Consider the following 17,805-nt stretch of genomic DNA (forward strand, 5'->3'; position numbering starts at 1 on the left):
AGGCATAAAACTATTCGGACCGCAAATCCAGTGCAGGCATAAAGACGGTTCGGCCGCAACAGTCTTGACGGAAATCATAAACTTGACAGTGTTGTTTGTTCTGTTTAGAGTCCCGGTCGTTCAAGTTCCTGCCGACCGAAACTCAAAGGTGTTCATGAATACGCCGCCGACGCTGCCGAAATCCAGGCAGCGTGCGATTCTCGCCACGCTCATGCTGTGTTCACTGCTGATTTGGCTGGAGAACACTGTCCTGAGTACGACGCTGGAGACCCTTGCGGACCCCGTCCGCGGCCTGGGCGCCAACCCCGGTCAGCTGCAATGGGCCACCGGCGCATACACCCTGGTCTTCGCCACGCTGATGTTCACCGCGGGCGCGCTGGGCGACAGCTTCGGCCACCGGAACGTCCTGGCGATCGGTCTGGCGGTCTTCGCCGTGGCCTCGATCTGGGCGGCGTATGTGGGTGATGCGAATCAGCTGATTGCCGCCCGGGCCGCGATGGGCGTCGGCGCCGCGCTGATCATGCCGGCCAACTTCGCGATCCTTTTGTGGACTTTCACCGGCCCCGGACGGGCCACCGCGATCGCTATCTCCTCGACCTCCACCGGTGTCGGGATGGCGGCCGGGCCGGTCCTGGCGGGGCTCCTGCTGGGCAAGTTCTGGTGGGGTTCGGTCTTCCTCATCAACGTTCCCATTGTCGCCATAGCGCTGGCGGGTGTGGTCCTGCTGGTCCCCAATTTCCGCAGCCCCATCGTGCGGCCGCTGGACCCGGCGGGAATCCTGCTGTCGATCAGCGGACTCGCAGCATTGACCTACGGCCTGATCCGCGCGGGGCAGGTGGACACCTGGAGCCGCTGGGATGTCTGGGCGCCGGTCGCGGCCGGGATCGTGTTGCTGGCGACTTTCGTGGTCGTCGAGCTGAAGGCCAGGACGCCGAGCTTCGATCCGCGGATGCTCGCGCAGCGGATGTTCGGCGGCGGTAACGCATCGATGATGCTGCTGCTGTTCTCCGTGGCCGCCATCACCTTCTACAACGCCTTCTATCTGCAGGGCGCGCTGGGCTACTCGCCGATGAAGGCCGGCCTGGCCAACGTCCCCACCGCGGTCGGCGCCGCCGTAGGCGCACCCCTGGGCGCACGCCTGGTCAGCCGGTGGTCACTGCGCCCCATCGCCCTGCCGGCCCTCGCGGTCGCCGCGCTGAGCTTCGGCGCGGTCGGGTTCCTCGGCCTGCACACCCCCCTGGTCTGGATCGAGGTCCTGCTGCTGGTGCAGGGTCTTTCCGTCGGTCTGGTGATGGCCCCGGTGACCGGGGCGCTGATCAGCAGTCTGCCGCTGGAGCAGTCCGGCGCCGGGTCGGCGGTCACCAATACCGCGCGGCAGGCCGGCAGCGTGATCGGGATCGCGGTCGGCGGCACGATCATGTCGATCGCGTATCGAGGCGCGATCGAGCCTGCGGTGGGCGATGTGCCGGCGGCGTACCGGGACAGCGCACGGGTGTCTGCGGAACAGGCCCGGCATGTCGCCGCCACCCTCGACCAGCCCTCCATCGCCCAGGCCGCCGACCGTGCGTTCATCCACTCCATGCACGTCGGCGCCGTCTGGATCATGATCATCACCCTCATCGCCACCGCCGTACTGGCCATCGCCCTGCGCCCGACCGGAAAGAAGAAGGCCCCGGCACCGGAACCGGACCGGGAAGTGGCCCGCAGCCCCGAGCCCCGCTCCACTGCACAAACCGCACAAACCGAAGGATCCCCCGTTGTCGGAAATGAATGATCCCGCTGCGCGTGCGGTTGCGTTGGAGCAGGATTATGCGGCCTCCGTGTACAAGTTGCTCACCGAGCGGCTTTCCGAGGCGCGCGTACAGCGCGCGAGCGTGCTGAAGGCCCCGGCGGACAGCCCTGAAGAGGCATACGAGAGAGAGAACGCCGCCGAGCGTCTGGCCAAGGAAATCCGCCGGCTGGAGGGCGCCGAAACAGGGCTGATTTTCGGGCGCATCGACTGGACGGACGGCATGGCCCTGCGCATCGGGCGGATCGGGCTGCAAACGGAGGAGGATGACATCCCTCTGCTCGTGGACTGGCGCGCGAACGCGGCCCGGCCCTTCTACGAGGCGACCCCGGTCCACCCGATGGGCCTGCGGCGCCGCCGGCACCTGCGCATCGAGGAGCGCACGGTCACCTCGGTGAGCGACGAGCTGCTGGTCGGGTCCGCCCCGACCGACGAGGACGTCGTGGGGGACGGCCCGCTGGTCGAGGCGCTGTCGGCACGGCGTACGGGCAAAATGCACGCGGCTGTCGCGACGCTACAAGCCGAGCAGGACGAGATCGTCCGCTCCGCGCACCGCGGGGTAACCGTGGTGCAGGGCGGGCCCGGCACCGGCAAGACAGTGGTCGCCCTGCACAGGGCGGCCTACGTCCTGTACGCGTTCCCCCGTGCCGCGGAGGAGGGCGTCCTGGTGGTGGGCCCGAACACCCGGTTCCTCGACTACATCTCCCAGGTCCTTCCCTCCCTGGGAGAGAACGACGTCTTGCTGGCGACCCTCAGGGAGCTGGCCGGCGTGTCCGCGGACACAGCAGGCCCCTTCGATACGGCGCGCCTGAAGGGCAGCTCCGACCTCGCCGACGCCCTGACCGGCCTGCTGCGCGTCCACCAGGCCCCCAGCGGGGACTTCACCGTACGGGTCGGACCGGAACGGGTCCGCCTCCCCGACGAGGAGGTCGCCACGGCTCGCAAGGCCGCCCTGGCAGCGGCATCGGGGCACAACCCTGCACGCCAGGCGTTCAAGGAGCTCTTGGTCGAGGCCGTCACCGACGCGATGCAACGGGACATGGGCGACCTGCTGGAGCAGATCGACGCCGACGCGGAAAAGATGACGGGCCTCGACCTCGACCGGTTCACGGGGGCCGCCCAGCGCCGTGCCGAGGGTGCGGCCGACGCGGGTCCGGTCCACGAGCTGGACCTGGACGCCCTCCGGGCCGATCTCCTCGCCGACGCCGACGTCGACGCAGCGGTCGAGGTGTTGTGGCCGCGGCTGGTGGCCGGTGACCTCGTCAAGGCGCTACTGACGGACGCCGATGCTCTCGCGGAGCACCTGCCCCGCCTGACCGCGCAGGAGCGCTCCCTTCTGCTGCGCGGTCCTGAGGACCCGTGGACCGATGCCGATGTGCCGTTGCTGGACGAGGCGGCGAGCCTGGTCGACGGCCTCCCGGAGCGGACGTACGGGCACGTCGTCGTCGACGAGGCGCAGGAGCTGACCGCCATGCAGTGGCGGATGATCGTCCGCCGCTGCCCGGCAAAGGCGATGACGCTGGTGGGCGACTTCGCCCAGGCAGGCCCGGTCGCGACGGCACGCGACTGGAAGGAAGCGCTGAGCCCGCACGTCCTCCCACGGTTCAAACTGCACAACCTGACCGTCAGCTACCGCACCACGCAGGAGATCCTGGACAGCGTCCGCGACCTGCTCACGCGGATCGCTCCCGACCAGAAGCCCACACGGTCCCTGCGAAGCGGTGAGCCCCCTCGCACCGTGACCACACCTCCGGACGGGATGGCCGCCACCGTCGTTCAGGAACTCCGCGCCCAGAGCACCGAGCACCCGGACGAGCTGCTGGGAGTGATCTGCGCTGACAGCAGGGCTAGCGAGCTGACGGCCGTCCAGGGCATCTCTGACCACGCACGCATCGTCCCGGCGTCCGAAGCCCGCGGCCTGGAATTCGACGGCGTCGTCGTCATCAACCCCGAGGAAATCATCACGGCCCGCCCCGGCGGGGAAAGGGACCTGTACGTAGCCCTGACCCGTGCCACCAAGCGCCTGTGCACCATCACCATCCAGCCCGTCTGACGGCCCGGCGCCGCATATGTATCGGCGTTGCAAGCCCTCGCAGGCGGGCTGGCCGTCCGACGAGCGGGAAGGATCAACGCCCCTGTCTTACTTCCGGTGGTGACGGAGCGTCGTGAGGGGTCGTTGACATTCGCGTGAGAGATGTCAACGAGCTTGTGCAGACGGTGTTTTCGGGCCTGTCCCCACTGATCGTCGAGGACGTGGCCGACGAGGGTGAGCGGATCGTGATGCGGGCACGGACTCCGCGGAACATGGCAGTCTGCCCGGTGTGCGGGGCTGCGTCGGATCGCCAGCACACAACGAGTTCGACCAACTCTTCGACGGCCGCCTCACTGCTGGACGGGTGTAGGTCGCACGGCTCAACCGAAAAACCATTAGGATAGGCCCGGTGCTGCTCGCCTCAGCGTGCTGCTCCCTGCTGGTCGGAACCCGGTCTGGGCGGGAGCAGAAGGCCATCGTCCGCAAGAGTCCGCCGGGTACAAATGGGGCGACCCGTGTCCGTCACGTGATGGCCCATGAGTGTAAATCGGTCAAGCGGGGCAGAGAGCTTGCGCGCGAGCCGTCAGGGCAGTGGCGGCGTGAGAGCCTGGGTTGTATGAACCGGTTGGCTAGTGCGACCTCGCCTTATCTGCTTCAGCACGCGGACAATCCGGTGGACTGGTGGCCCTGGACGCCGGAGGCTTTCGAGGAAGCACGGCGGCGTGATGTACCCGTTCTGTTGTCAGTCGGTTACTCTGCGTGTCACTGGTGCCAGTGTTGAATGCATAGGACCAGGTAGCCCCGCCGAAGCGGGCGGCCTCGCAAACCACTGCCCTTACATCAGGATCCCGCTCCCCTCGCCGCGCTCCCCATGCACGATCCGTTGCCACACCAACGTAGAGACCTCGGCGAGGAGCATGGTGTCGAGCGGATCCCGGTGTGCAGCACGAACAAGATCCCGCACAACGCCTGCCGGTCAGGCACTCTCGGCCGCCCCGCCACCAACTTCGGACCCAGCTCAGGCAACAACGGCTCGACCAGCGACCGCAGTTCGTCCGAGACGATCCACGGCCGCGACTCCCTCTTCCCCACGAACAGACCAACGAGCAACCAAGCCGACAGTCACACCATCAGACACTTCTGTTAGGACCTCTAAGAACATCGGACTCAATCATCTAGAGGCGCTCCAGGTCGAGGCGATGTGCTGGTGCGGCGCGCGGGCCACGCACAACGCGCGCACGGTCGGCGGCGAGATGGTCGTGGAGGGTGAGCAGGTCGTCGTCGGCGACGTGTACCAGCCGGTCGAGGAGGTCGGGTACGAGGTGCTGTGCCGACGGCACCACCGCCGCTGGCTGACGGGCGCGGCGGCACACGCGGCGAGCATCTCGCCCGACGTCCTGCCGGTCATGCCAGGTTGACCGCTGCTGCGACGGGGGTCGCCCTATCGATGCGGCGCCGACGCTCCAGCAGTGAGGGGAGGAAGGGGATTACCCCTGTGGTCCCCGGCCGGGGTGCCGTTCGTAGGCATACTTCATCAACTCGGTCCGGGGGTTGCATGGTTACGGCCCCCGGGGCATCCGTGATCGCAGCGCAGATCATAGCCGACTGATGAAAGTGCCGTTGGGAAGCTTGTGCAGCGGGCACCGAGCCGTCGGTCCGAGCTCGGCGCCGACGTCCTTGACCTTCACCGACCGCCCTGCGACCTGCACTCGCCGTACGGTCCCAGCCGTCGCCACGGCCGCGGTTTCCTGCTCGTACAGCCGTCATAGGACCCGCTCCGCCGCCGTGAGTTCCTCGTGCTCGGCGTCCATCTCGGCCAGCTGCTTGGTCAGCATCTCGGAAAGCTGGCCCAGCTCAGCCAGTCGAGCAGCGATCTTCTCTATCGACGACACGATTCCCCTCCCAAACGACGTGCCCCCGCCCGCGATCGTGGAACCTCGCCGCGCTCTCCTTGTGCGGCAGGGCGGTTGCTGCCGCACAAGGAGACAGGGTCGCGGCGCAGATGCGGCTCATGAGTTCTGCCCTGCACTCGCGGCCAAGGGAAGGCCCGGAGCTCTACGAAGATGGATCCAGGCTCAGTACACGCCCTCCACTCGCCTGCCCTCGGTGAACTCAGGGCTGAACGGGTCGCCGACCCATGCCCACGGGAACAGTTCCGCGGCGGCACCGTATGGCTTCACCCGGCGGGCCCGGTCGCGTTCGAGGAAGCCCGGCAGGAGCTGGTCGTCCGTGAGCCTCCACACCCGCACCCTGCCCTCCTCGCCGTAGGCGACCGGGTTCTTGTCGTCGTCCACCACGTCGATGGCCACCGAGGGCGAGCTCGGGATGTAGACCAACTGGTGTTCGTCCTCCGGCTCGAACGGCTTCTGCCAGCTGATGCTGGTCGTCGACGAGCCGTACATGCCGAGTACCGGCACGCCCGGGAACACATCCTCGCGCAGCAGCTTGTGCGATTGCACCGGCAGCGTGGTGCCAGCGTGCACGACGCCCCGAACATCCTTCAGGAACTTGGCATCCACGTACTCGGGGATCATCTCGAGGAGGCGGGCGGTCCCGTAGATGACGCCGATCCGCTGCGACTGCAGTACGGCGGTCACCTGGTCCCAGATGTGCTGGACGTAGCGGTCGTACGCCTGGGTCATGCCCTCCTCGCCGAAGATCTTCACGATCCGCGGGTCGAGGTCGATCGAGAAGAACATTCCGCCCCGGGACTCCGCCCAGTCGAGCACGAGTCGGCCGATGGTGTGCGGGCCCATCGGCGAGATGTACAGCCAGTTGCAGTCCCGCGGAATGCCGTGGGTGTCCATGGCGTAGTGGGAGAACTCGCTCACGTGCTTCCAGTAGGCGCCACCCCAGGTGGCGTGTTTGGGCAGTCCGGTCGTGCCACCGGTCTGCGCCGCCCAGAGGAAGTCGTCGTCACGCACCACATCGGCCGGGATGAAGTCCTCGACGGGACGGCGGCGGCTCGCCTCCTCGTAGGCCTCCTGGTCGGCCTCGTCCCGGAACGCAAGGAGTTCCTGGGCGGACTCCCATCCGTCCACCTTGGAGTAGGCGTCCGTGCCGAGCTTCCTGTCCCGCTCCAGCCAGAACGGAGACCCCGTCTCGGGGTGCAGGTGGCGCCGCACGACCGCTCGTGCATGAGCGTCGGACACCGCGTGCAGGGGCAGCGGATTGTTCATGAACGTCTCCAAGTCAGTGGGGAAGTACGGGCTTCTTCTGGAAGAGGAAGTCGGCGAGGTAGCCCTCCTGGGGGTCGATCGGGTCGTATCCCCGGTCGAACTGCTCGCCGTGGAACACCTTGGTAATGGACGGCTCGGCGACCAGCAGATCGAGCAGTTCGTCGTCCTTTCCGGTCAGGGACACGATGAGGGAGTCCCGGCAGGCGTGGGCGAGCTCCGCGCGCGGCACCTCGGTCACCGTGACGAAGGGGAAGGGAAGTTCCACCCGGACCAGCGGTGAGTCCGGCTGCACCCGCAACACGGTGGGCCGCAGAAACCGGGTTCCGTCCAGCTCCACCCGGAGCGGCACGTCGGTCAGTCGCGCCGTGACGTCCTCCGCTCCCGCCGCGATCTCCCGTTCGACCAGCTTGGCCACGTAGTTCCAGTCGTCAGGGTCGGTGAACGCCGGGATGTTCGCGGCCGGATCCGCCAGCGGCAGCACCGGGAACTCCGCGAACTTCGCCGCGAGCGACTCCGCCGCCTCCTGCGCCGACCAGGGGACCGCGATGCTGCTGACGTTGGTGCACAACCGCCCGCAGCCCTGGAAGGCGAGCCGCGCGAGCCGCGTCCAGGCCTCGTCCCCGGGGTCCTCCGGCAGCACGGCCTTGCTGCGGCCGAAGTGGTACAGCTTCAGCTTGGTCGGGTCGAGGCCCGGCGGATACTGCTCACCCGGCCAGATGACCTGGTCGGCCAGCCGGTGAAAGGTCTCGGCGCTGTCATGGCAGATCGACACAGCACCGTCGGGAAGCCCCGCCTCGTACAGCGCCTCGACGAAGATCGCCGCCACGAACGGATCGTGCTTCGAGGTGCTGACCAGGGTCGGCCTCCGGCTCGCAAGCACCTGGAGCCACTCGATGGCGATGGTCGGGAAGTTGGCGGGCACCCGCACCATGGCGGTGCGCCCGGCGGGCAGCCAGGACCAACCGCGCCCGGTCTGACCGGTCCGGTACGGGGAGGTGGTGCCGTCCAGTGACTGAACGGCCATGATGTCGTCAAGGCGCAGCATCTGGTCCACGACGGCCAGGATGCCGCGGGCGGCCCGGCGCACTGGCAGCCCGCAGGCCGAAGAGAGGGCAGCCAGCTCTGCGGTGAGCGCGCCGCCCTCGACCCGGTGACGGACGATCTCGGCCGCGCGGCGGAACAGCGCGAACCACTCGTCGTCGTCGATGGATTGCAGTGCCGGAACGGCTGCCTTGGCACGGTTCACCATGCGCTGCTGCACCAGGCGGCTCGCGTGGTCCACGGTGGCGACCGGTTCGCCGCGGCATCCGGACAGCTCGGCAGGGCGGGCGGACCAGGTCGGCTCGGCGCCCACCCAGGAGGGCACGGCGGGCAGGCGCTTCGCGGTGGCGGTTGGCGGTTGCGACAAGATGGATCTCCCTAGCGGTGGTTGCGCACGTGGTCGGTCACCCGGAGCCAGGTTTCTGGGGTCTGTGGGTCTGCGGTGAAGTCGTAGGTGAGTCCGTCCTGACGGACAGAGACAAGCGCGGCCGAGGTCGAGCCGTACGGCCGACCCGCTTCGAGCCGGTTGACGAGCAGGGCCTCCTGTGCGGCGGGGGAAGGCTCGGGGTGTTCGAGCAGGGTCCGCCATGCGTCGTCGGCGAGGCCGGCCAGTTTCGGCAGGAAGCGGCGGACCCGCGCATGTTCCAGGTCGTCGAGTCCGCCGTAGGTGAGCGTGTGGTTGCCTGCGGGCACCTCCCGGGTTTGCAGTCGGTGCCCGTCCCAACTCACCACCTGTGCCCGGCCGGGTTCGGCGTGCAGCAAGTGGAAGCCGGGCAGGTTGGCGACGTCGTCCTGGGTCGGCACGCCGCGCCGGAGCATCCGCAGCGGCAGCGCGCCACGGCTGCCGGGATTCTCAGGTATCTCGCCCGGACCGTTCACGAGCACCGCGGCCGCGGAGCGGTCGGTCCGCACGGCGAGCCAGGTCCCACCCGAGATCAGGTCCAGCCCTCCGACGAGGTTCGGGTCAGGCCAGTGCCTGTCCGGTAACGACCAGGGCCGGTCCAGGAATTCGTCCCGCACGGCGGCCATCAGCACGGCCGCGTCCGGGCCCGCGTGGACCCGAAACAATATGGTGCACATGACTTCCCCGTAGGCCGACACCTCGTCCACTCAGACGTGATCCTGCATTCTTATGCACTGCCTGTCCAGCGCGTGTGACGTCGCTCACGGTGCACCGAGAGATCGCGTGCGCTTCCAACTAATGCGATAGAGCTGGGCAGTTGCAGTGCTCTCGACGTCAGGCCCCTTGGGTCGCTGCGTTGAATTCCCTCGGCGATCTCGGGGGTTTGAGGTATCATCATTCGCAGCAGTGCATACTCTGTATCTCGAATGCGCGGTTCTTGACGCGTCGGATGAGAGGGGTGATGGCATGTCATCACCGAGTCCACGAGGCTTTCGCAGTCGGACAGCGGCTTGGGGAATCAAGGACGATGCGGACGACTTCACGGTCGTCCTGTCGGAGGTTCCCGCCGTGGCGTCGGCGGTTTTCACCCAGTCCAGATTCGTCGGGCCCAGCGTCACGCTGGGCCGTGAGTCGATGGCAACAGGCACGGCTCGCGGTGTCGTGGTCATCGCCCGCAACGCCAACGTCGCCACCGGCGCCGAGGGCATGGCGAACGCCATGGAGGTGCGAGCAACCGTCGCCAAGGCTGCCGGAATCCCGCCCGAAGAGCTGCTGATCGCGTCCACCGGAGTCATCGGGCGCCAGTACCCGATGGACCGGGTCCGCTCCGGACTGGCCGAGCTCAAGTGGCCTCTGCCGGCAGTGGACTTGGCGGCAGCCGCGAAGGCGATCATGACCACGGACACCGTCGCCAAGCATGTGGCGCTGCCGTGCGGTGCCGCGACGGTCGGCGCCATCGCCAAGGGCGTCGGCATGATCGAGCCGAACATGGCGACGCTGCTGGTGTTCTTCTTCACCGACGCTCAACTGGATCAGCCGGTCCTTGACCAGATCTTCCGCCGGGTGGTCGACCGCACGTTCAACGCCCTCAGCATCGACACCGACACCTCCACGAGCGACACCGCCGCCATCCTCGCCAACGGCCTGGCAGGCCCGGTGGATGAGGCCGAGTTCGAAGTAGTTCTGTATCAGGCTGCTCTGCAGCTCGTACGGAGGATCGCCTCGGACGGCGAGGGCGCCAGCAAACTGATCGAGGTGCGGGTGGTCGGCGCGCGTGACGACGCGCAAGCCAAACGGGTCGGCAAGACCGTGGTCAACTCGCCGCTGGTGAAGACCGCTGTGCACGGCGCCGACCCCAACTGGGGCCGGGTCGCCATGGCGATCGGCAAGTGCGAGGACGACCTGGACATCGACCCGGCGAACGTGGCGATTCGGTTCGGGGACGTCGAGACGTACCCGACGCCCGCGACCGACGAGGTACTGGCCGCCGCCACTGCACACCTGAAGGGCAGCGAGATCGTGATCACCATCGAACTCGGCATCGCCGCAGGAGAGTTCACCGTCTACGGCTGCGACCTCACCGACGGATACATCAGGATCAACGCCGACTACACGACCTGAGGCTTCCCGACGGGAAGGTGGCAGGGGTCAAGGAGATCATGCAGAGCGGCGAGAACACGCTCCTGCGGTGGGAGCGTACTGCGGACATACCCGCGGACGGCTGGGACGGTCTGGCAAGCCCGGACGACCTGTTCCTGTCGCTGCGCTGGTTGCGGGTGGTCGAGGAGACCGCCCGGACGCCGATGCGGTACTTGTACGTGCAACGCGGTGGCGAGCCGGTCGCCGCCCTGACCACCGCGCTCGCCACGGCAGACGTGCCCTGGGTGAGCGGACGGGTGGACCACCTGCTCGACCACTGCGCCGCGGAGGGATTCGACGGCGCGGCAGATCTCCAGCAGAGGCTGGGCGGTGGTGCGAGTTCCTTGCTGCCCACGGTCCACTGCGGCGGCAGACACGTCGGCCGCACCCGCGTGCTGCACACCGCCGGGCCTGACAAGGCCCCGCGTGCCGACGTCGAACTCCTGGTCATGGAGGCGGAGAAGCTGGCCGCGGACACCGATTCCGCGTCCGTGTCCTTCCCGTACGTCGACGAGCGGGACAGCACGCTCGTCGAGGTGCTGCGGGAGCGTGGCTACGCCTCTTTCACCTCCGGCAACTACCATTGGCTTTCGGTTCCCCCTGCGGGGTTTCCCGCGTATGCAGCAGCACTGCCGCGCAAGCGCCGGGTGAGCGCGCTCAGTGAGCGCTCCAAGGTGCGCGCGGCGGGCTTCGAGATCACCCACGAGCCGGTGACACCGGACATCATCGACACGTTGGCCGATCTGGAAGTGCAACTCCTTGCCAAATATGAGCTTGAGTGGCCGCACGAGCGGTCCGCTGCGGCCATCGGGACCGCCGCTGCCCGGTTCGGCGACGACGCCTCGGTGCTGCTCGCCCGGGCGGACGGCGCCCTTCGCGGGTTCGCGCTGATGCTGCGCCGCGGCGACCAGTGGTACGCCCGTCAGTGCGGCTTCGACTACGGGTACCTCGGCAAGCTGCCGCTCTACTACGAGCTCCTCTACTACTTCGCCGTGGAGCGTGCCGCTGAGCTCAGCGTCGCAACGATCCAGTACGGCATGGGCAGCGACACCGCGAAGCGGTCCCGCGGCTGCACATCGACCCGGTTGAGCTGCCACGTCCTGCTGCTGGGGAGGCGTGGGTGAGCCAAGAAGACGTCTTCGTCGTGGTGGAGACACAGCTCTCGCGCTTCGGCCTGAGCCCGCTCGCCGCGGCGCGGAAACTGGGCTTCCGCACCGTTTTCGTGGCCAGGGACCCCGGTCGTTACGTGGCGAAGTCCGGCGGGAGCGGCCCTGCCGAGCTAGCGGACCGTGTGGTTCAGGCGGACACCCGTGACGCCGCAGCCGTCGTTGCCGCCGTCCGGTCCGCCGCGGACACCGCCACGGTGCGCGGCCTGTGCACCTTCACCGACTACAGCGTCGAAGTGGTCGCCGAGGCCGCAAGGCAGCTCGGGCTGCCCGGGCTTTCGCCGCAGGCGGCACACCGGGCGCGCAACAAGCTGGCGACGCGCACAGCCTGTGCGCGGGCCGGGGTCCCGGGACCGCGCTTCGCGTGGACGGTCACCGAGGAGGCCGCGGTCAGCGCAGCCGACGGCATCGGCTATCCGTGCGTGGTCAAGCCGGTCACAGAGGCGGGCAGCATCGGTGTGCGACTGTGCCGCAGCGCAGCTGAAGTACGGGAACACTTCCTGGATTTGACGTCGGACGGACACGACTTCCGAGGGCAGGCAAAGCCCGTCGGCGCACTGATCGAGGAGTACTTGATCGGCTACGAGGTGAGCGTGGAGTCCGTGCTCGCAGGCGGGCGGCGCCGCACGATCGGCGTGGTCGACAAGGTGCTCGGGGGCCACCCGCACTTCGTCGAGCTGGGGGAGAGCTTCCCGTCGATGCTCCCCGAACCGGTGACGCGCGGGGCAACCGAGGCCGCGGAAGCGGCGCTTGACGCGATCGGCCATGACTTCGGAGCGGCGCACGTCGAGCTGAAGATGACCGCGGCCGGTGCCAGGCTGGTGGAGGTCAACGCACGACCGGCCGGTGCGGAGATCACCCGGTTGATCCTCGATGCCACCGGGATCGACCTGCCTCTCCAGGTCGTCCGGCTGCACGCCGGCCTGCACGCCGAGGTCGACCAGCGGTGGCACCGCGCCGCGGCATCGCGGTACATCACGGCCGGTGCCACGGGCGCCCTCCGTGCCGTGCACGGCGCAGAGTTGGCCCGCCGGGTCGCCGACAGCGTCGAGGTGGAGCTGGAGGCGGTGGCAGGGGACCAGGTCCGCTCGCCCACCAGCAACATGGACGTGATCGGCCAGGTCGTCGCGGTTGGCGACAGCGCCGTCGAGGCGGTCAGGCTGTCCGACGCGGCGCTCGGTCAGATACAGATCGAGGTGCTCCCGTGACCACGACGGACGCCTCACCGCGCACGGGCTTGCGTGCCGTGCTGCCCAGCGGACGCGGAGTGGTCCCCTTCGGTCTCTCCAACCTGGTCGGCGCGTTAGGCACCGGCGTGTTCTACCCATACACGCTGCTGTTCTTCCCGGCCCTGCTGGGCATTCCGCTCACCCAGGTCGGTCTGGTCCTGACCGTGACGGCGCTGGTCGCGCTGCCGGGAATGTTCTGGGTGGGGCGGCTCATAGACCGGATGGGCCCGCGGCCGGTGCTGATCGCGGCAGCCCTGCTGCGGGCAGCCGGGTTCGTCGGATACGTCTCCCTCCGCCACATCGTGGCCTTCGCCTTGTTCAGCGTCCTCATCGCGCTGTGCAACAGGGCCGATCAGGCAGCGTCACCCGCCCTAGCCGTCGCCCTGGCGCCGCACGGTGAACGCAACCGGTGGCTCGCGCTCACCCGCACCGTCTTCAACGCGGGTATCGGCGGTGGTGCGTTGCTGGGCAGCACACTGATCGTCAGCGGTGAGGAGGCACTCGTCTGGCTCGGCCTTGCCAATGCCGCCGGATTCCTCGTCGCGGGGCTCGTGCTGTGGCCGCTGCGGACACCGCCGGTTCCCCCGGCCGATCCGGCTCAACTCAGCCGCGGAGCATGGCGTGACCGACCGTTCCTCGTCGTCGTCCTGATCAACTCCTTGCTGTGGTTCGTCGCGTTGGCGGTGGAAACCGGCTTGTCCGCCTACATGGTCGGGACCCTCGGTGCGCCCGCGTGGCTGGCCGGCACGCTGTTCGCCGTCAACACCGGTCTCCTCATCGTTTTCCAGCTGCCGTTCACCTCGGCGCTGGAGCGCCTGGGGAACACCACCGTGCTCGTCGCGGGTGCGGCTCTCGTCACAGCCTTCCTCGTGGCGATGGCGCTGGGCACCACCCTGAGCGGCACCGCCCTGGTCGTCTTCCTGCTGGTCGGCATGGTGATCTACACCTTGGGCGAACTGGCGGTGGCGCACGCACGCTACGCCCTGCTCACCGATCTGCCACCGCCCGCAGAACTTGGCTCCTTCCTGGCGTTCAACCAAGTTGCTGCCGGGGTCTCCGGTGCCCTGGTGCCGTTCATCGTGGCTGCGCTGCTCGATTCGGCTCCCGCCGGGCTGTGGTGGCTGATGGCCGCACTCACCGCGGCCACCGTGGCAGGGGTGCTGGCGGTGCGTCCGCTGCTGCTGGCCCGCAGTGAAACTCAACATTGATCGTTCATCCCGTCGTTCGGCCCCGCCGTGCCCGGGCCAGTTCGCAGGCTTCCCGAAGGTGAGACACCGTCAGGGCGCTGCGCAGGGCCCGGACGGCAAGCGGCCGAGGGATTCGCTTTTACGTGATGTTCGCCTGTCCCTGCTCTTCGTTCCGGCTGCCGTGATCCAAAGCGGCGTTCGAGAAGATATCTGGAGGAATGTTTCATGACCGATCGCTATGAGGAATTCGACTTCGGTGTGGCTGTGCAGGACGGCGTCGCCCTTGTCGAATTCAACGACACCCATCGGCACAACCCATGGTCGATGCCGCGGATGGCAGGACTCACCCGGCTGCTCACGGAGTTCGGGCGGGACGACCAGGTCCGCTCCGTGGTCCTGTTCAGCGGGGTGGGCCGGTCGTTCGGTGTCGGTGGCAGCTTCCACGAAACGGCGAAATTCACCGGTGGCGATGAGGTCGATGCCTGGATCGACCAGGTCACCGACCTTTACATCGCGTCGCTCCAGATGGACCGGCCACTGACCGCGGCGATCGACGGCTATGCCATCGGTATCGGCCTCCAGATAGCACTCACGGCAGATTACCGAGTGGGCAGCAGTCGATGTCTGCTCAAGATGCCCGAGTTCGAGCTCGGTATTGCGTGTACCTTCGGCGGGTTCATGCTCGAAACCGTGGTCGGCCGGGCCGTGACGCAGAAGATGCTGATGTCCTGCGCCGAATGGGATGCGGCGCAGTCGGAACGGGACAACCTCCTGCACGAGGTCGTGCCGGCGGAGGCCCTGCGGGAGGCCGCACTGCGCCGGGCCAGTCAGGCCGCCGGGTTCAGCGCAGCGGGTTTCCGTAAGACCAAGCCGTACCTGAACGCGAACTACATCGAAGGGCTTGAGCGGACCAGGGTGGCCGGGAAGCTTGCCCATCGGGCAGCGTTCGCCGCCGGGGATGCGCAGCGCAAGATGAGCCGTGTCATCGGTGCGAACGCGGTGGCTGGAGCCGGGCGATGACCGGCACGCCGTGGGTCGTGGTGTCGAACTGGCCGATACCGGGCTTCGACGAGGCGCTGTCACCCGCCGAATGGGGTGACGTGCGGGTGTACACGTCCGGGCGCGCGCCCGCGCCCGAGAGCGACGGGTGCACCTTCGCCGTCGAAGCGGCCGGGACGGCCATCCATGTCGCGGAGGACCGGGTCCGGGTCACCACCTCGGGGTACAACACGACCCCGGTGTATTTCGCAGCGGAGGCGGCAACCGGCAGGTTCATCGTCGGCACCGACCTGCCGACGACTGCTGCGGCTTTCGCAGCGCTGACCGGGACACCCGCAGCGCTGCGGGACGAGATCGGAGTTCAACTCGGTTCCCAGTCCGCCGTCTTCGGCGTCGAACGCCTTGAGCACCTCATCGAACTGGACATCCGCCGGGAGTCCGGGGCGTGGCTGTCCAAGCGGACCCGGCAAACCGACCCGGCGGAGACATCGATCAGGTTCCGTGAGGCACTGCCCGCAGGCCGGGCGCAAGTTGACGCCTTGCGCGCCGCCATCGCAGCCGCCCTGGCCACTGAGACCGAGGTCGGCGTACTGGTGTCCGGCGGAGTCGACTCCGGGCTCGTGGCGGCACTGGTCGCGGAATCCGGCGCATCGGCAACGGCCTACACCATCGGCACCGAGTGGGGCAACGAGTTCGATCACGCGGCCGAGGCGGCCCAGGCGGTAGGCCTTGACCTGCGCGTGACCGCGCTCGGGGCGGACGACGTCGTCGCGGCACTTCCCGCCACGGTGCGTGCGTTCGGCCATGACGAGCCGCAGACGATCGCGATCGGCGTCGCCCTGACAGCGTTCTGCCAAGGCCGCCATGCGGCGGAACGGCTGCTGCTCACCGGCTACGGTTCGGATCTGCTGAACTCGGGGATGGCCACCACGGACGAGATCGACGGCGACATCGGCGCCAAGGTCAGGGAGGCGGTGCACCGCACCCGGTACTCCTCGGAGTTCACCTCGGCGCTCGGCGACGCGGCCGGCTACCGGCTCACTCACCCGTACTGGCACGTCGGTGTGCTGGACGTGGCGCTGGCGACCGACCCGGCGGTGAAGACGTTCCGCGGCAGGGAGAAGGGGCATCTGCGGATCGCGGCACGGGACGTGCTGCCGGAGAGCGTGGCCTGGCGCCCGAAGACGGCGATCCATCACGGCAACGGGCTCGGGGACAACCTCGTCCGGCTCGTCGACACGCACACCGGCGTATCAGGCGGCACGCGGCTCGTATATCGCGCCCTCCTGGCGTCGCAGATCGCCCTCGCATCCCAGAACCCCCTGGCTTCCCTGACAGGCCGTGAGGCCTACGACCGTGCGGTCGCCCAAGTGGCCCGCACTTCCTAGCAGCACACTGTCAAGTGAAAGGTGATACACGATGACCCAGTCCGGTTTTGCGTCGCTCACCCCCTCCGGCTTCGGAGCCCTGTGGAACGAAGGCACTCAGGCCGAACCCAGGACGGTGCGTGACCTCGCCCTGGAATCCGGCGTCGCGGTGGTCAAGGACCAGAAGTTCACCGAGGACGCGTTTCGTGAGTTCGTCTCCGGCCTCGGCGACAAGGTGTCCTACGACGACGATGACGAAAGCATCGGTTACGGCTTCACGGACATATTGCACCTGGACGGGACGCGCGAAGAGGGAAAGGTCATCACCGGTCGCGGTGGGCTCCCTCTGCACACCGACGGGGTCCTTCTCGGCACGCAGGTCGACCTGATCGTCCTCTTCGCCGCCGAGGCACGCGAGTTGGACGCCGACGGCGCGACCCTGGTGTGCGACCAGATAACTGCATGGCAGGAACTTCCCGACGACCTGCGTGCGGTGCTCGACCGCGGCTATCTGGAATACCTTGCGACCGAGCGCGGCTATTTCACGAGCGTCCCCGAGGGCTGGTACCGCATTCCCACGTTCCGTGACTACGGCCGCGTGACCTCGCTCAACCTCGCCCTTCCCTTCCAGGCCGACGAGGCACTGGCCAGCTGGGAGGTCCGAGTGCCGGACGTCACCGCGGAGGAGTCGGAGCGCTTCTTCGCCGACCTGCGTGCGCACCTCTTGTCGGAGCGCTACCTGCATGAACACCGCTGGACCGAGGGCGACCTGGTGGTCATCGACAACCAGCGTACGCTGCACGGCAGGCGCGGCCTCGCCGACCGGACGAGCCGCAAGCTGCTCCGCGGTCAGGTGACGTTGGAGGCTGTGGAAGGCGCGCCCGGCGCCATCGCCAAGCGGAGCGACTCGTAAGCGGCGGCACGCGAGCCGGACGGGCACGTACGACGCCGTCCGGCTGGGTCGCGTAGCGGCACCTCATCGCGGTCACCGTCCACCGGCAGAAGGTGGACGGTGACCGCGTGCGGGTCGTCGGGATGCAGGATCGGTCAGCGTTCCCAGCGCGGTCACCGATGAGATGACCTGCCTGGCGCGGTCACCGATGGGGTGACCTGCCTGGGCGGGAGACGGAACGGGCGAGGCTCCCGAGCGGCGAGTGAGACAACAGGCGCCTCACTATGCCGGCTCGGGAGCCTCGTTCAGCTATGGCACCGGCACTACGCCATGTTCTTCGACGCCGCTGGCTGGTGGGGTCAGTCGGCGCCTGCCCGGACAG

Annotated in this window: 13 protein-coding genes and 4 pseudogenes; 12 read left to right on the forward strand and 5 right to left on the reverse strand. The window is 68.1% G+C overall.

Features of this window, described 5'->3' with window-relative positions; all coding sequences use genetic code 11:
* Positions 1–154 precede the first annotated feature (154 nt).
* The 4 genes and pseudogenes from QIS99_RS24500 to QIS99_RS24515 form a co-directional block, all read left to right on the forward strand.
* A complete protein-coding gene (locus QIS99_RS24500) occupies positions 155–1,774 on the forward strand; it encodes an MFS transporter (RefSeq protein WP_282515799.1) in 1,620 nt (539 codons plus the stop codon).
* A complete protein-coding gene (locus QIS99_RS24505; RefSeq protein WP_282515800.1) occupies positions 1,767–3,842 on the forward strand; it encodes a HelD family protein in 2,076 nt (691 codons plus the stop codon). The genes QIS99_RS24500 and QIS99_RS24505 overlap by 8 nt, the downstream gene beginning before the upstream one ends.
* A gap of 128 nt (positions 3,843–3,970) precedes the next feature.
* Positions 3,971–4,138: pseudogene (locus tag QIS99_RS24510) on the forward strand (ISL3 family transposase); the annotation flags it as partial.
* 299 nt (positions 4,139–4,437) lie between these two features.
* Positions 4,438–4,593 (forward strand): annotated as a pseudogene (locus QIS99_RS24515) (DUF255 domain-containing protein); the annotation flags it as partial.
* Positions 4,594–4,748: 155 nt separating this feature from the next.
* Here the strand turns inward: QIS99_RS24515 and QIS99_RS24520 are convergent.
* Positions 4,749–4,886, reverse strand: a pseudogene (locus tag QIS99_RS24520) (transposase); the annotation flags it as partial.
* 104 nt (positions 4,887–4,990) lie between these two features.
* On the opposite strand from QIS99_RS24520, the pseudogene QIS99_RS24525 reads away from it, so the two are divergent.
* Positions 4,991–5,239, forward strand: a pseudogene (locus QIS99_RS24525) (thymidine kinase); the annotation flags it as partial.
* A gap of 345 nt (positions 5,240–5,584) precedes the next feature.
* On the opposite strand, the gene QIS99_RS24530 reads toward QIS99_RS24525, so the two are convergent.
* The 4 genes from QIS99_RS24530 to QIS99_RS24545 form a co-directional block, all read right to left on the reverse strand.
* Positions 5,585–5,713, reverse strand: coding sequence for a hypothetical protein (locus QIS99_RS24530; protein ID WP_282515802.1), 129 nt, complete (start codon positions 5,711–5,713; stop codon positions 5,585–5,587).
* Between the two features lie 183 nt (positions 5,714–5,896).
* Entirely contained in the window at positions 5,897–7,000 is a 1,104-nt protein-coding gene (locus QIS99_RS24535) for an acyl-CoA synthetase family protein (protein WP_282515804.1), read from the reverse strand.
* A gap of 13 nt (positions 7,001–7,013) precedes the next feature.
* Positions 7,014–8,408: an aldehyde dehydrogenase family protein gene (locus QIS99_RS24540; RefSeq protein ID WP_282515805.1), complete on the reverse strand. Its 1,395-nt coding sequence runs from the start codon at positions 8,406–8,408 to the stop codon at positions 7,014–7,016.
* 11 nt (positions 8,409–8,419) lie between these two features.
* Positions 8,420–9,151, reverse strand: coding sequence for an NRDE family protein (locus QIS99_RS24545; RefSeq protein ID WP_282515806.1), 732 nt, complete (start codon positions 9,149–9,151; stop codon positions 8,420–8,422).
* A gap of 259 nt (positions 9,152–9,410) precedes the next feature.
* Here QIS99_RS24545 and argJ point away from each other — a divergent pair, with 259 nt between their 5' ends.
* The 7 genes from argJ (at position 9,411) to QIS99_RS24580 (ending at position 17,444) form a co-directional block, all read left to right on the forward strand.
* The gene (argJ, locus tag QIS99_RS24550) at positions 9,411–10,565 is read left to right on the forward strand and encodes a bifunctional glutamate N-acetyltransferase/amino-acid acetyltransferase ArgJ (RefSeq protein WP_282515807.1); all 1,155 of its coding nucleotides are present in this window, start codon (positions 9,411–9,413) and stop codon (positions 10,563–10,565) included.
* Between the two features lie 17 nt (positions 10,566–10,582).
* Positions 10,583–11,707, forward strand: coding sequence for a GNAT family N-acetyltransferase (locus QIS99_RS24555; protein ID WP_282515808.1), 1,125 nt, complete (start codon positions 10,583–10,585; stop codon positions 11,705–11,707).
* Entirely contained in the window at positions 11,704–12,957 is a 1,254-nt protein-coding gene (locus QIS99_RS24560) for an ATP-grasp domain-containing protein (protein ID WP_282515810.1), read from the forward strand. Before QIS99_RS24555 ends, QIS99_RS24560 begins: the two co-directional genes overlap by 4 nt.
* Complete coding sequence (locus QIS99_RS24565) at positions 12,954–14,186, forward strand: MFS transporter (protein ID WP_282515811.1); 1,233 nt, start codon at positions 12,954–12,956, stop codon at positions 14,184–14,186. Before QIS99_RS24560 ends, QIS99_RS24565 begins: the two co-directional genes overlap by 4 nt.
* Positions 14,187–14,390: 204 nt before the next feature.
* Positions 14,391–15,185 carry an enoyl-CoA hydratase/isomerase family protein gene (locus QIS99_RS24570; protein WP_282515812.1) on the forward strand — a complete coding sequence of 265 codons (795 nt, stop codon included), beginning with the start codon at positions 14,391–14,393 and terminating at the stop codon, positions 15,183–15,185.
* Positions 15,182–16,552, forward strand: coding sequence for an asparagine synthase C-terminal domain-containing protein (locus QIS99_RS24575; RefSeq protein ID WP_282515813.1), 1,371 nt, complete (start codon positions 15,182–15,184; stop codon positions 16,550–16,552). The genes QIS99_RS24570 and QIS99_RS24575 overlap by 4 nt, the downstream gene beginning before the upstream one ends.
* Before the next feature lie 31 nt (positions 16,553–16,583).
* Positions 16,584–17,444: a TauD/TfdA dioxygenase family protein gene (locus QIS99_RS24580; RefSeq protein WP_282515814.1), complete on the forward strand. Its 861-nt coding sequence runs from the start codon at positions 16,584–16,586 to the stop codon at positions 17,442–17,444.
* Positions 17,445–17,805: the final 361 nt, after the last annotated feature.

It is taken from the genome of Streptomyces solicavernae, assembly GCF_029968095.1.
Classification (GTDB): domain Bacteria; phylum Actinomycetota; class Actinomycetes; order Streptomycetales; family Streptomycetaceae; genus Streptomyces; species Streptomyces solicavernae.

Coding starts and splice junctions, on each gene's coding strand:
- QIS99_RS24500 (WP_282515799.1), top strand. CDS start 155: ATGAATACGCCGCCGACGCTGCCGAAATCCAGGCAGCGTGCGATTCTC.
- QIS99_RS24505 (WP_282515800.1), top strand. CDS start 1,767: ATGAATGATCCCGCTGCGCGTGCGGTTGCGTTGGAGCAGGATTATGCG.
- QIS99_RS24535 (WP_282515804.1), bottom strand. CDS start 7,000: ATGAACAATCCGCTGCCCCTGCACGCGGTGTCCGACGCTCATGCACGA.
- argJ (WP_282515807.1), top strand. CDS start 9,411: ATGTCATCACCGAGTCCACGAGGCTTTCGCAGTCGGACAGCGGCTTGG.
- QIS99_RS24570 (WP_282515812.1), top strand. CDS start 14,391: ATGACCGATCGCTATGAGGAATTCGACTTCGGTGTGGCTGTGCAGGAC.
- QIS99_RS24575 (WP_282515813.1), top strand. CDS start 15,182: ATGACCGGCACGCCGTGGGTCGTGGTGTCGAACTGGCCGATACCGGGC.
- QIS99_RS24580 (WP_282515814.1), top strand. CDS start 16,584: ATGACCCAGTCCGGTTTTGCGTCGCTCACCCCCTCCGGCTTCGGAGCC.